This window comes from Streptomyces sp. NPDC045956 (assembly GCF_056430705.1).
In genome coordinates, this window is the sequence record NZ_JBWKKZ010000005.1 from 311,606 (window position 1) to 326,504 (window position 14,899).

General features: G+C 74.6%; 4 protein-coding genes. 2 read left to right on the forward strand and 2 right to left on the reverse strand.

Annotated elements, in window-relative coordinates; genetic code table 11:
• Nucleotides 1-13: 13 nt before the first annotated feature.
• Nucleotides 14-3,910 carry a type I polyketide synthase gene (locus tag AC07FV_RS16045; RefSeq protein ID WP_479087723.1) on the reverse strand — a complete coding sequence of 1,299 codons (3,897 nt, stop codon included), beginning with the start codon at nucleotides 3,908-3,910 and terminating at the stop codon, nucleotides 14-16.
• On the reverse strand, nucleotides 3,903-12,524 hold the full coding sequence (locus AC07FV_RS16050; protein ID WP_479087725.1) for an amino acid adenylation domain-containing protein: 8,622 nt from the start codon (nucleotides 12,522-12,524) through the stop codon (nucleotides 3,903-3,905). The genes AC07FV_RS16045 and AC07FV_RS16050 overlap by 8 nt, the downstream gene beginning before the upstream one ends.
• A gap of 466 nt (nucleotides 12,525-12,990) precedes the next feature.
• Between AC07FV_RS16050 and AC07FV_RS16055 the strand changes: the two genes are divergently transcribed.
• Together AC07FV_RS16055 and AC07FV_RS16060 are read left to right on the forward strand one after the other, a co-directional pair.
• Complete coding sequence (locus AC07FV_RS16055) at nucleotides 12,991-14,316, forward strand: phthiocerol/phthiodiolone dimycocerosyl transferase family protein (RefSeq protein ID WP_479087727.1); 1,326 nt, start codon at nucleotides 12,991-12,993, stop codon at nucleotides 14,314-14,316.
• Between the two features lie 64 nt (nucleotides 14,317-14,380).
• On the forward strand, nucleotides 14,381-14,899 hold the full coding sequence (locus tag AC07FV_RS16060) for an RNA polymerase sigma factor (RefSeq protein WP_479087729.1): 519 nt from the start codon (nucleotides 14,381-14,383) through the stop codon (nucleotides 14,897-14,899).

Sequence of the window (14,899 nt, forward strand, 5' to 3'; positions counted from 1 at the left end):
CACTGGGCAGGGGCTACGGGGCGGGGGTTACGGCGGCTCCGTCGCCGAGGCCGCGCAGGGCCTTGGCCACCGCCTCGCCGATGCGGGCGATCGGCTCGGGCTCGGTCATGTCGTAGTGGCCGCACGGCACGTGGTGGTCGTGGAGGGTGCCGTCCACGTAGGGCCGCCAGCTGTCGGCCTTGCCGGGCAGCACCGCGAGGTCGGCCGGACGGCCGGTGGGTTCCTCCTCGACCGCGCTGAAGAACAGCACGTCGCCGCGGAAGACTCCGGGGGCGAACTGCGGGGCGATGCGCAGGTTGTTGCGCATGACGGCGGCTATGGCGGCGGCCTCCGCGCGGGTGACGGGCGCACTCGACGGGTCGGTGGTGACCCGGGCGTCGATCCGGTCCAGGACGGTGTCCACGGGCACGGGTTTCGCGTCGAAGGGGAGACCGGCCACTCTCGACAGCAGCGCCGCCACCTGGCGTTCGGCCGCGTCGGGGTCGTGGGCGGTGCCGTGCGGCTGGGGGGCGTCGAGCATGGCGAGGAGTTCGACGCGCTCGCCGTCGCGTTGGAGGGCACAGGCCATGGCGTGGGCGACGAATCCGCCGTAGGACCAGCCCAGCAGCCGGTACGGTCCGTGCGGTTGCAGCCGGCGCACCAGGTCGAGGTAGTGGGCGACCATGGCGGCGGCGTCGGGCGCGGGCGGGCGGGTGCCGTCGAGCCCGGCCGCCTGGATGCCGTGGACGGGCTGGTCTCCGCCGAGGTGCGGCAGCAGACCGGTGTAGCGCCAGGAGACGCCCGCGCCGGGGTGGACGCAGAACAGCGGTGTCGCGGTGCCCTCCGCGCGCAGCGGCAGCAGTGGTCCGAGCGCGGTGGGGGCGGCGCGCGGGGTTCCCTCGTCCCGCTCGTCGGCGGCGGCCAGGACGCCGGCCACGGTGGGCGCGGCCAGCAGTGTCGCCGCCGGGACGTCGAGGACGCCGCTCCGGCGCAGTCGGCCGGCGAGGAGCACGGCGCGCATGGAGTCGCCGCCGAGGTCGAAGAAGTTGTCGTGCAGGCCGATGCCGCCGATGCCGAGGGTCTCCTCCCAGAGCCGGGTCACCTCCCGTTCCCGTTCGGTGCGGGGCGGTGCGTGCTCCGTGGTCAGCCGGGGTCGGGGGGCGAGGCCGGGGCCCGCCTCCCGCGTGGTCCCGGTGTCAGCGGGGTCCGTGCGGGCGCCGGGGGCGTCGATCCAGTGGCGCCGGCGGTCGAACGCGTACGGCGGCAGCGGGGCCCGCCGCGGTGTGCCCGGCACCGGGGGCAGGGCGTGGTCGACGCCTGCGCTCCACAGCCGTCCCAGTGCCTCGGCGAGGACGAAGTCGTCGCACGCCTCGGCCTTGGCGTGCCGCATGGTGGTCACCGTCACCGGCGCCTCGTCGGCGAGCCGGGCGGCTGCCAGCTTGGTGAGGGTGTCGCCCGGCCCGATCTCCACGAGGACGGGACGGAGCCGGTCCCACAGGGCGGTGATGCCGTCGGCGAACCGCACGGTGTTCCGGGTGTGGTCGATCCAGTGCCGTACGGAGGTGGCCTGGGCGTCGGTGACCCAGGTGCCGGTGACGTTGGTGACGTAGGGGATGCGCGGCGGGCGCAGGGTGACACCGCTGAGATGGGCCTCGTAGGCGGGCAGGACCGGGTCCAGGACATGGGAGTGGGCGGCCACGGGGATGCGCAGGCGGCGGAAGGGGACGCCGAGTCGGGTCAGTTCGGCCTCCAGGCGGGCGACGGCGTCGACGTGCCCGGCGACGGTGCAGGCGCCGGGACCGTTCACGGCGGCCAGGGACAGGTCGTCGTCGAGCAGCGCCCCGATCTCCTCGGCCGGGGCCGCCACGCCGACCGTGGCGCCGCCGGCCGAGCTGATGAGCCGGATGCGTTCGGTGACCAGCGGCAGCATGTCGGCGAGGTCGATGACTCCGGCCAGGCAGGCGGCCGTGTACTCGCCGAGGGAGTGGCCGAGCAGCGCGTCGGGGCGGACGCCCGCCTCGACAAGCGTGCGCGCCAGGGCGTACTCGGTGACGACGAGCCCGAGGAACGCGGCGGTGTCGTCGGGCCGGCGCTCCTCGAAGAGGGCCGTGCGCAGGTCGGTGCCGAGGTCGGGCCGCAGAATGCGGGCGCACTCGTCGACGGTGTCGCGGTAGACGGTGTGGTCGCGGTACAGCTGCGTGCCCATGCCGGGGTACTGGGTGCCGCCGCCGGGCAGCAGGAACGCCACGCGGGCGGGGTCGTCGGGGACCGGCGGGGTGGCGGGTGCGGCGGAGCGCAGCGCGTCGATGGCCTCGTCACGTGTGGCCGCCGTGACGGTGAGGCGGTGGCGGAGCGCGGACCGGTCGGTGCGCAGCGCGTGGGCGACGTCGTCCAGGCGAAGGCCTGGGCGGCGTTCGAGGTGCCGGGCGAGGGCGTCGGCCTGGCCGCGCAGGGCGCCGGCGGTGCGCGCGGACAGCGGCAGCACCAGACGGCGGACGTCCTCGGGCGGGCGGGGTGCGGCGGGTGCGGTGAGCGGGGCCTCCTCCAGGACGACGTGGGCGTTGGTGCCGCCGATGCCGAAGGCGCTGACGCCGGCCCGGCGGGGGTGCCCGCCTTCGGGCCAGTCCTCCAGGGCGGTGGGGACGCGGAAGGGGCTCGCGTCGAAGTCGATGAGCGGGTTGGGCCGGTCGAAGTGCAGGCTCGGCGGGATCCGGCGGCGTTCGAGGGCGAGGACGGCCTTGATGAGACCGGCGATGCCGGCGGCTGCCCCGAGGTGGCCGATGTTGGTCTTGACCGAGCCGAGGGTGCAGAAACCGGTCCGCGGTGTGCTGTGCCGGAACGCCTCGGTGAGCGCGGACACCTCGATGGGGTCCCCGAGTCGGGTGGCGGTGCCGTGCGCCTCGATCAGGCCGATGGTTCCGGCGTCGACCTCCGCCGCGGCCTGCGCCGCCAGGATCACCTCGGTCTGTCCGGCGGCGCTGGGCGCGCTGAAGCCGACCTTGCGGCGGCCGTCGTTGTTGACGGCGCTGCCGCGGATGACGGCACGGATGCGGTCGCCGTCGGCGAGGGCGTCGTCCAGTCGCTTGAGTACCACGGCTCCCACGCCGTCGCCCGAGGAGGTACCAGCGGCGTCCGCGGCGAAGGCTCGGCAGTGTCCGTCGGGTGAGAACGGCCCGTCGGGCACGTGCCGGTAGCCCAGTGAGGCGGAGGGGTTGAGGGAGACGGCGGCGGCCAGCGCGGTGTCGCAGCGGTGGTCCAGCAGGTCCTGGCAAGCGGTGTGCACGGCCACCAGAGCGGTGGAGCAGGCCGTCTGGAGGGACACGCTGGGGCCGGTGAGTCCGAGTTCGTAGGAGATCCGGGTGGCGAGGGTGCCGAGCGAGTTGGCGGTGGCCGCGTGGACGAGCTCGACGGAGCCGGGCTGCCCGGCGAAGCGCGGGTGCAGGTGCGCCGGGTAGTAGCGGCTGTCGCCGCCGCCCGCGTAGACGCCGAACGCCTCGCGGGTACGGTCCTCGGCGAGGCAGCCGGCGTCCTCCAGGGCGTGGTACGCCGTCTCCAGGAGCAACCGTTGCTGCGGGTCGACGACGGCGGCCTCCGCGGGGCTGTAGCCGAAGAAGCCGGAGTCGAAACGGTCGATGCCCTCGACGGTCGACGCCATCCGGACCAGTGCGGGGTCGTCCAGGTCGCGCCGGTCACCGCCCGCGGCGAGGAACTCCTCGTCGGTGACGGGCCGCACGGACTCGCGGCCGGCCGCGAGGTTGTCCCAGAAGGCGTCGAGGTCGTCGGCGCCGGGGAAGCGGCCCGCCATGCCGATGACGGCGACGGCGGGGATGTCCTCACCGTGGGGTGCGGTGGTGTCGTGCACGGCCTGTGCCTCGTCCTCTCGGGGTTCGGTGGGGTTCTGCGTCACCTGCGGCGCGGGGGTGTCAGGCACGTCCGCGGTCCTTCCCGTGCCGTGCGGTACGGCGGGTGCGGGCGGCGCGCTGCCGCTGTGCCTGCTCCCTGGCGCGGTCGAGGCCGTCGACCGCGCGCCGGGGCGGCTGGTCGGCCGCCTCCGTGGGAGCGGCGCCGGCGGCCGACAGATGGCGGGCCAAGGCGCGCACGGTGGGGTGCGCGAAGAGGTCGACGACCGACAGGTCGGTGCCGAAGGCGCGGTTGACGGCGGTCTGGGCGGTGACGAGGAGCAGGGAGTTGCCGCCGAGGTCGAAGAAGTTGTCGTCCCGGCCCACCCGGTCGTGGCCCAGTACGCCGCGCCACACCTGCGCGAGCCGGTTCTCCAGTTTCCGCAGGTCCTCCCCCGCTTCCGCCTGGTCCGTGGCACAGGTGGCGCCCGCGGAACGCAGCGTCCAGGCGTCGGACAGTCCGGCCGTGAGGGCGGTGTCGGCGGCGGCGCGGTACAGGGCCCCCAGGTCCGTGCCTTCCTCCAGGCCGACGCGCGCGGCCAGGCGGCGCACCTGGCGGGCGGGGGCGTCGACGTGGCTGCGGACCCAGGGGGCGGTGCGGTCGGCGCCGATCAGCAGGTGGGGTTCGTCCAGGGTGCGGGCCAGGTCGAAGGAGCGCAGCGCGGCGGGGGTGTCGAGCAGCCGGTAGCCGCGGGCCTCGGTGAGCGCGGTGAGCCGGTAGCCGCGGCTCATGCCGCGCTCGCGCCACATGCTCCAGGCCAGGGACTGGGCCGGAAGGCCGAGTGCCCGGCGGTGCAGGGCGAGGGCGTCGAGGGAGGCGTTGGCGGCGGCGTAGGCGGCGTTCAGGGCGCCGCCGAAGAAGCCGTTCACCGAGGAGAAGGTGACGAAGGAGTCGACGGGGTGGTCGGCGGTGAGGCGGTGCAGCGTCCACGCGCCGCGCACCTTCGCCTCCAGCGCCCGGCGCCAGGTCGCGGCGTCCAGCTCGCTGACGGGGCGTTCCACGAGCGTCCCGGCCAGGTGCAGCACCGAGGACAGGGGCACGCCCCACGTCTCGGCAGCTGCCTCCACGGCGGCCCGCACCTGGCGCTCGTCGGTGACGTCGGCAGGGGCGTAGCGCACCTCGCCGACTTCGCGCAGTCGCGGGAGGGCGTCGCCCTCGGGGTCCGGGGTGCGGCCGACGATGAGCAGGCGGGTGCCGGGGGTGCGCAGCAGATGCGCGGCCACCTCGGCGCCGACCCCTCCCAGTCCCCCGGTGAGGAGGATGAAGCCGTCGTGTGACGGCGGCTCGGTGCGGGCCGGCGTGGCGGGCAGGGGGGCGAGGCGGCGGACATGGCGGTGTCCGCCGCGGTACGCCACCTCCGCGCCGTCCGTGGTGACGGTCGCCTCGGCCAGTACGACGGGCAGCGGGTCCTCACCGGCGTCCGGAGCGAGGTCGAGGTGGGTGCCGCGCAGTCGGCCGAACTCCTCGCCCAGCGACTTCAGCAACGCGCCCGCCGCGGCGTGGCCGGGCGAGGGGCGTTCACCGGGGCGCACGGCCTGCGCGCCCGCCGTCACGTACAGCAGGTCGACGGGGTGCGGTCGGCCCGGGCGGGCGGCGAGGGCGCGGGCGAACGCGAGCAGGTCCTGCGCACCGGCCGTGTCGTGCGGCTCGGTCTGGGGGGCGTCGGCGCGCTGCAGGCCGCCGAGGTGCAGGACGGCATCGACGGGCGGCCGGTCGCGCTCCACCTGCCCGAGCAGCGCGGTGTAGTCGCTCACCTCGCCGGGCCGCACCCGGTAGTGGGCGGCGTCGAGTCGTGCGAACTCCGTGCCCGCCCCGACCACCGTGCACAGGCCGCCGCCCTCGCGCAGGGCATCCGCGAGCCGCTGCACCGGGAGTGCCTGGGGCTCCGGGAGGTCGCCGTGCGCCAGGACGAGGGTGTGCCGGCCGGGGAGGGGCGGGCGGGCGTCGGGGCGTTCCGCCCGCTGCCACACCGGCCGCAGGAACCAGTCGGGGACGGTGCTCTCGGTGCCCAGCAGCAGTTGGCTCCGGCGGACCTCCTCGTCGAAGTCGCCCGCCTCGAAAGCCTTGCGCAGCTTGGTGCGCTGGATCTTGCCTATCTCGGTCTTCGGTACGGCGTCCGGGGCGACCGGGATCAGGTGGGCCGGGCTGACGCCGATCTCCCGGGTCACCTTCCCGGTGATCTCGCGCAGGGCGCCGGCGGTGACGTCCGCCACGGGATGGAAGAAGAGGGCCAGTTCGTCGGTGGGCGAGGAAGGGTCGGTGCGCACCGCGACCGCCGCGGTGAAGCTGTTCTCCACCCACGGCAGTTCCTCGGCGCACGCCTCGATCTCGTGGCTGTAGTGGTTGACGCCGTTGACGATGATGACGTCCTTGGCGCGGCCGGTGATGTACAGCTCGCCGTCTCTCAAGTACGCCAGGTCGCCGGTGTCGAACCAGCCGTCCTCGGTGAAGGCCTCCGCGTTGGCGGCCGGGTTGTCGTGGTAACCGGCGGTCACGGACGTGCCACGGACCTGGAAGCGGCCCGCCACGCCCTCGTCGAGGACCGTGCCCTGTTCGTCGACGATCCGCATGGCGAATCCCGGGTAGGGCAGACCGCAGCTCACGAAGGTGCCCTCGCCGTCGCGGGGTTCGGCGGGCAGGACGGCGTCGGTGACCACGGAGCAGGTCTCGGACATGCCCCAGCCGGGGTGCATCACGTCCTGCGGCAGGCCGAACGGCTCGAGCGCCCGCAGGAAGCGGCGGGCGGCCGAGGCCACGACGACCTCGCCGGCGTTCATCACCAGCCGCATCGGCGAAAGGTCCCAGCCGCGGTCCGCGAAACGGTCGGACTGCTCGGCCAGGAGACCGAAGGCGAAGTTGGGCGCCCAGGTGACGGTGACCCGGTACCGGTCGGCGAGGTCCATCCAGCGCGGCGGGTCCTGCAGGATCCAGGACGTGGGGGCGTGGATCTGACGGCAGCCGAGGTACACGTCCCGCAGGTGGAACATCACCACGCCGGTGACGTGGTCGAGCGGGATCCAATTGAGGGAGACGTCGTCCGCGCCGAGGCGGTTCGTCTGCTCGGTGGCGGCCGAGCGGGTCAGCACGTTCCGGTGGGTGAGCCGCACCGCCTTGGGCAGCCCCGTGCTGCCCGACGTCATCAGCATCAGGAGGAGGTCGTCCGGTCGGGCGGGGTGCCAGTCGTGGTCCTCGGGCGCCTCGCGCAGGGCGTCGGCGGTGGTGAGCCGCAGTCCGGGCCGGTCCTGCCGGGTCGCGAGGGCACGCAGCCCGGCCTCGCGGTCCGCGGAGCACACGATCCAGGGCCGGCCGAGCATCCGCCAGATGCCCTCCAGCTTGGTCAGCGCCGCCGAGGGGGTGTCGTAGGAGGCGGGGACGGTCAGCGGGACGGCGACGAAGCCGCCGAGGACGCAGCCCCACAGGACGGCCAGGAAGTCCTCGGTGGCGTCGCACTGGAGGATGACCTGGTCCCCGGGGCGCAGGCCCGCCCGGCGCAGCCCGGCGAGGACGCGGGAGGCCTCGGGGATCAGGGCCGCGTAGCTGCGCCGGTGTTCGTTGCCGTCGGCGTGGATGTGGACGATGTCGCCCCGGTCCTGTTCGGCGGCGCGGCGCAGGGCTTCGGCCCAGCTCGGCACGGAGGGTTCGTGGAGGGCGGGGCCCTCGCTGAGCGCCGGGACGTCCGACGCGCCGCCGGTGCGGCCGACGGCGGGGGCAGGTGCCGTGGTGCGGACGGGCAGGCCGGTGTGGCGGCGGTCCAGTTCCTCGGGCGTGGTCTCCACCGTCACCTCGGCGGTGGTGACGCCGGGGAGGGCGGCCAGCCGGTCCCGCCAGGCCCGGGCGGCGGTGCGGTCGACGGCGGGCAGGGCGCCGAGGGCCGTGGTGTCGACGGTGCCCTCCCCGGTGCGGGGCAGCGTGGTGACGGCGGTCACGCGCACGGTGTCGTGGCCCGCGCGGTCCAGGGCATCCTCGACACGTTCTGCGGCGTCCGCCCGGCCGGGCACCACGTAGAGCCGCGGTGGGGCGCCGTCGCTGCCCGGCACGGCGTGGGCGTCGCGGACACCGGACACGCGCAGGGCGGCGGCCTCCAGTTCCGCGGGGTCGGCCGCTGCCGGGGCGGGGGTGCGCCCGGGGAGCGCGGGAAGGTGTCCGACGCGTACGCCGGGGTCGGTGCTCACCGTGCGCAGCACCTCGCGCAGGGAGCGCGCGAACGCCTCGGCGGTGCCGGCGTCGTACAGGGCGGTGGCGTACTCGACGTGCAGGGTCAGGCCGTCGGGGGCGCCGTCGGCGGTGTGGCGTTCCAGGACGTCCACGAACAGGTCGAACTTGGCGGTGCCGCTGGCGGTGGGCCGCAGCTCGGCTCGGTCGCCGTCCATTTCGAGGACGGCCGGTTCGTTGTTCTGGAGGGCCAGCATCACCTGGAACAGGGGGTGCCGGCCGGGCGCGCGGGTCGGGTTGAGCGCGTCGACCAGACGGTCGAAGGGCAGGTCCTGGTGGTCCAGGGCGGCCAGGTCGGCCGTGCGGACGCGGGTCAGCAGGTCCCGGAAGGCGGGGTCGCCGGAGGTGTCGGCCCGTAGGACCAGGGTGTTGGTGACCAGGCCGATCAGGGGGTCGAGGCCGGGTTCGGTGCGGCCTGCGACGGGGGTGCCTAGGACGATGTCCTCGCCGGCGCCGCAGCGGGTGAGGAGGGCGCTGACCGCGGCGTGCAGCACCATGAAGAGGCTGGTGCCCGCGCGGTCGGCGAGGCGCACCAGGGCGCGGTGCAGGTCGGCGTCGACCGCGGTCTCGACGTGGGCGCCACCGCCGGAGGCGGCGGGGCGGGGCCGGTCGCCCGGCAGGGTGCACTCCTCGGGGAGGCCGTCCAGGGCCGCGCGCCAGTGCGCGGTGAGCCGTTCCAGCCGTCCGGGGCCTTCCGGTTCGGGGGTCAGCAGGGCGCGCTGCCACAGCGCGTAGTCGGCGTACTGGGCCGGCAGCGGTGTCCAGTCGGGTGCCCGGCCGGCGCGGCGGGCGGCGTAGGCGGTGCTCAGGTCGTCGGCGAAGGGGCGCAGCGACCAGCCGTCGGCGGCGCTGTGATGCAGGACGAACAACAGGGTGGAGCCCAGGAGCCAGACGGCGAGAGGGCTTTCTGCGGTCAGGTCGAAGCGGTGCCTCGTCGCGGCGCTGATGTGGGCGGCGGTCTCCGTGGCGGGGCAGTCGACCCGGTGCAGCAGCGGGCGCAGCTCGCCTGGGGCCAGGATGCGCTGGTGGGGGACGCCGTCGTGCTCGGCGATCACCGTCCGCAGGATCTCGTGCCGGTCGGCCAGGTCGCCGAGGGCCGCCTGGAGGGCCCCGGGGTCGGGAGCGGTGTCCAGGGTGACGAAGAGGGGGATGTTGTACGTGGCGGCTCGAGCGTCGAGCCGGTGGAGAAACCACATGCCTTCCTGGGCGAAGGACAGCGGCACCCGCTGCGGGCGTACGGCGTCGCCGAGGCCGGGCCGGGGCAGGGCGCCGCCGGTGTGGGCGGTGAGCCGCCGGGCGAGGGCGGCCGGGGTGGGCGTCTCGAACAGGGCGGTGATGGGGATCTCGGCGCCCGTGTCGTGCCGCAGGCGGGCCAGCAGACGGGTGGCGAGGAGGGAGTCGCCGCCGAGGTCGAAGAAGTTCACGTCGGTGCCGACGGTCTCCCGGGGCAGTTTCAGTACGTCCTCGAACAGGGCGCAGAGCACGGCCTCTTCGGGCGTTCCAGGGCGGTTCCCGGAGGCGGCGGCGGTGAAGTCGGGGGCCGGCAGGGCCTGGACGTCGAGTTTGCCGTTCGGGGTCAGCGGCAGCGCGTCCACCGGGACGCAGACGGCCGGGACCATGTGCTCGGGCAGGTGGGCGGCGGTGTGGGCGCGCAGTTCGGCGGGGCTCACGCGCGCGTCGCCGGAGAGGACGGTGTAGGCGACGAGGTGCTGGACGCCGTTGTCGGCGCGGCGGACCACTACGGCGGCACGTGTCACGCCGGGGTGGGAGGCGAGGACGGCCTCGATCTCGCCGGGTTCGACCCGGAACCCGCGCAGCTGTATCTGGGCGTCGGCACGGCCGAGGTAGTCGAGGGTGCCGTCGGGACGGCGCCGGGCCAGGTCGCCCGAGCGGTACATACGGGTGCCGGGCGGGCCGTAGGGGTCGGCGAGAAAGCGGTCGGCGGTCAGGTCGGACCGGTTGAGGTACCCGGCGGCGACCCCGGCGCCGGAGACGTACATCTCGCCGGTCGCCCCGGGCGGCACCGGGCGGCCGGCGTCGTCCAGCAGATGGACCCGGAGGTCGGCGAGGGGGGTTCCGATGACGCTGCCGCGGCGCGGGTCGTCCAGGTCGGCGCGGGTGAGGCGGTGGTGGGTGACGTGCACGGTGGTTTCCGTGATGCCGTACATGTTCACCAGCGCCGGGCGGTCCAGGCCGTGCCGTTCGGCCCAGGGGCGCAGACGTGCCGGGCGCAGGGCCTCTCCGCCGAGGACGACGTAGCGCAACGCCCCGGCGCTCCCGCCCCGTTCGACGTCGGCGTCGACGAGTTGCTCGAACGCGGACGGCGTCTGGCTGAGGACGGTCACGTCCTCGCGGTGCAGCAGCTCCAGGAACTCGCGCGGCGAGCGGCTGACGGCGTACGGGACGACGACGACCCTGCCGCCGTGCAGCAGGGCGCCCCAGATCTCCCAGACGGAGAAGTCGAAGGCGTAGGAGTGGAACAGCGTCCACACGTCGTCGGCGCCGAAGGCGAAGTGTTCGGCGGCCGAGGCGAAGAGGCGGACGACGTTGGCGTGCGGGACGGGCACGCCCTTGGGGCGGCCGGTGGAACCGGAGGTGTGGATGATGTACGCGATGTCGGACGGGCGCACCGTTCCCCCCCGGTCGTCGTCGGTGAGGTCGGCGGCGGAACGCCGGGCGAGGTCCGCCGCGACCTCCTCGTCGTCCAGGCGGACCACGGGGAGCGCGTCTCCGGCGAGGTGGGCGTGGGCGCGCTCGGTGACGAGGAGGACGGGGGCGGCGTCCTCCACGACCAGCCGCAGCCGCTCGGCGGGGTGGCCGGGGTCCAGCGGGAGGTAGGCAGCGCCGGTCTTGAGGACGGCCAGCAATGCGGGCAGCAGCCGTGTCCCCCGCTCCAGGGCCAGCGCCACCACCCGGCCGGGACCCGCACCGCGTTCGGCCAGCAACCGGGCGAGCCGGTTGGCCTCGGCGTTGAGTGCCGCGTACGTGAGCCGTTCGTCGCCGCAGGTGACGGCAGAACGCTGGGGTCCGGCCGCCGCCCGCTCCTCGAACAGCTCGGTGAGAGTCCGCTCGACGACGTGTGTGTGCACGGGGGTGTCGCGGGGGTGCTCGCCCGGCAGCAGGACGTCCAGGTCGCCCAGCGGGTCTGTCGGATCGGCTTCGGTCAGGCGGCGCAGCACGGTGAGGAACCGGTCCCGGTGCAGGGCCAGCTCGTCCTCCTGGTAAAGGGCGGGGTTGGCGTCGAAGGCCAGCCACAGTCCCCCGGTCCGGCCGCCGGGACGTACCGAGATCTGCAGGTCGTCGACGGCTCCGCCGGACAGATGGTGCCAGGTGGTGGGATGCCCGCCGAAGACCGGCGACTCGTCGAACGGGACGATGTTCAGCACCGGCCCGTACAGTCGGCGCCCGGTGCCCGTCAGACCCAGGTCGCGGCGGAGGCACTCGCCCCGGTAGCGCTGGTGGCGGCGCAGGGCCGTCAGTCCTTCGGCGACCGCCCGGGCCAGTTCCGCGAGGGAGGTGCCGGGGGCGGTGGCCACACGCAGCGGGAGGACGTCGGAGGCGGTGCCGGGGGTGCGCAGGGCGGCGCTGCCCGGACGGCTCATGGTGGCCAGGCCGAGGACGAGGTCGTGCGCGCCGGTCATCCGGTGCAGATAGGCGACGGTGGCCGCGGTGAGCAGTTCGGTGCGCCGGACGCCGAGGCGGGCCGCGGCGGCGTCGAGGGCGTCGGCCTCGGTGGGCGTCAGCGTGGCGGCGCGGCGCAGGAAGGGCGCGGTGGGGGCGGCCGTACGGGAGGTGAGACGGGCGGGTTCCGGCAGGCCGGCCAGGTGGCGCGTCCAGTGGTCACGATCGCGGGTGTACGCCTCGGAGGCACGGTAGGCCGCCTCCTGTTCCTGGAGCCTGCTCACCGGAGCGAACCCGCTGGGGTCCGGTTCGCGGCCCTCGGCCAGCGCGTTGTACGTCTCGGCCAGGCGCCGCCCGAGCAGCTTGTAGCTGTAGCCGTCGAGCAGGAGGTGATGGGCCCTCAGCAGCCACAGGAACCGGTCGGGGGCCAGGGTCAGCAGGGTGTGCGCGAACAGCGGGCCCTTCTCGATGTCCACGGGCGCCGCGAGGTCGGCGCGGACGTGGGCCCAGGCGGCGGCCTCGGGGTCCTGTGCGCCGCTGACGTCGACCCGGTGCAGGGGCCAGGCGTCCGCGTCCGGAGCGGTTCGGCAACGCGGGCCTTCGTCGGTGTCGCCGAACCGCAGGGCGAAGGTGTCCGCCTCGCCGACGGTGCGTCGCAGTGCGGTCTCGAACAGACCGGTGTCGAGGGAACCGTGGATCTCCACCGCCTCCGCGGTGTTGTACGCGGCGCTGTCCGGCACGAGCCGTCCGGCGTACCAGAGTCCCTCCTGGGCTCCGGACAGCGGTCGACGTTCGTCCTCCTGCAGTGACATAGCACAACCCTCACGTGGCAAGCCGTAACTGTCCCGGACGGCGAAGGCCCGGCCGGATCGGACGTGTGCGGCCACCGCTCCCCGCCGCGCTCACGCTCGTGCACGGGTCGGGCCGGCCCAGTGGGCGGGACGGGAGGCCGCACGCCGAGGGCGGGGGGATCGCGTCACCCGGCCCCGGTTCACGGCACATCACGGTGCGGCAGCGGGACGGGGCGGGTCAAGCGGGACCGGGCCCGTGCGGCGCAGCTTCAGGGGTTTCCCTGAAGAACGCGGTGCCGGGGAGTGCGGGCGCCGGTGCAACTTCTAGGGAAAACACGCGACTTCACTCCCGACGTCGTTCCCGGCTGGATTCGGCCGCGATCCGCCGTGCACTCTCGAAGGGCCCACCCCGGCGGACCGCCGCCGGCGGCAGGCCGACTCCGGGCCGTGGAACCCCCGACATGAACGACGAAAGAAGGCTGACGGCATGCACCGTGCGCTGTGTCCGGTCGAGACGCTCTATGTGGGGCAGAGAAGCAGGGCCGTCCTGTCCTGCAGTCTGCGCGGACCCGTGGACGCCGCGGCGCTGTCGGCCGCCTTCGACGCCCTGACGAGCGCCAACCCGACGCTGCGGGCCCGCATCGAGCAGGCCGGCACGGGCCACGTGCTGCGCCTCCTGGCGGAGGACGAGCGGCCCCGCCTGGCCGTCCGCACCGGCGACGAGGAGGAGGCCTACGCGGCGGAGCTGAACCGGCCCCTGCCGGTCGGCGGTCCGCTGAGCCGCGCCGTCCTGGTCAGCGCGCCCGACGGTGAGAACCACCTGTTCGTGCTGGTGGTGGACCACACCGTCACGGACGGGCACAGCAGCATCGCCCTGCACAACGCGCTGTGGGACCGTTACCGCGCACTGGTCGACGGCGAGCACACCGACGGGACGGCCGAGGCCGGTCTCCCGTCCTGGCCCGAGCCCGTCAGCCGGCTCCTGCCCCCGGCCGACGAGGCCGACACGGCGAAGTACCTCGACGGTCGCCTGGAGGAGACGCGCCGGCACCCGGTCGCGCTGGTGCCGTACGACACCGCTGCCGACGGGGCCGACACGGGACACATCGAGGTCCGCCGGCTGACCCTGGACGTGGACCTCACCTCGCGCCTGCGCGCGACGGCACGCGCCTCCGGAGTGTCCGTGCACGCGCTGGTCGCCGCGTCGCTGCTGGCCGCGGCCCGGCGGCGACTGGACGGTCCCGGCCCCCGCGAACTCGGCTGCCTCTCCCCCGTCGACCTGCGCTCCCGCCTGTCCCCGCCGCTGCCGGCCTCCGCGATGGTGCCCGCGGTCACCACGCACCTTCAGACCCTGGCGGTCTCCGAGACCTCTGAGCCGCTGGAGCTGGCCCGTGCCGTGCACGCCCGGCTGAGCGACTTCCTCACTCGGGGCGACCACTTCCACGAGGTGCGCATCACACCGGAGATCCCTCGCAACCCGACCCTGCAGATGGCGACCGTGATCGCCACCAACATGGGTGTCGTCCCCGGTCCGCGGCTGCCGCGCGGTCTGCGGGCGGTCGCCGTGCGGCTGGTACCGGCCCGTGAGCACTACTTCCCCCAGGCGGGACGCAGCCCCGTGATGGCGTGCGTGGTCTCCTTCGAAGGGCGGCTGTCCATCGAGTTCCCGCACTCCACCGCCTGTTTCAGCCCGTCGTTCATGCGGGCGTTCCGCGATGACGTGCGCGCCGGCCTGCTCCGCTTCACGACCGCGCCCGCGTCCGCGCCCGCCACGGAGCCAGAGCCCGAGCCGACCCGCGCAGTCACCGGCTGAGTACTCCCCTCCCCCGTTCACGCAGCCCCGTCCGCCCGACTGCCGTAAGGAGTCTCTGTCCGACATGTCCACCGTCAGCGAACTCCCCTCTCCCCTGGTACTGCTCCCCCGAGCCCAGGCGGGCGACGAGCAGGCGATGAACCGCTTGCTGACCGGCATCACGCCTTACGTCGCTCGGATCTGCCGCTCCATCACCCATGACGACGGGGCCGACGCCACGCAGGAGGCGCTGCTCGCCATCTACCGCGGCCTGGGGTCCCTGCGCGAACCGGCCGCGTTCTACGGCTGGGTGCGCTCGGTGACGGTCCGCGAGGCCGTCCGTACCGCCAAGCGCTACGGCGAGGAGCGGAGCTGCTCCGAGCTGGAGTCGCGGCAGGAGGCGAATCCCCTGGACGCGGTGCATATCAGTGATGTGCTGGAGCGGTTGTCCCAGGCGCACCGGCAGGTCCTCACCCTGCGCGCCTACGGACTGAGCGAAGAGGAGATGGCCGAGGTGCTCGCCCTGCCCGTGGGCACGGTTCGCTCCCGTCTCTTCCGTGCCCGCCGGCGGTTCCAGGAGGCGTGGCTGCCCTCGGCGGCGTGA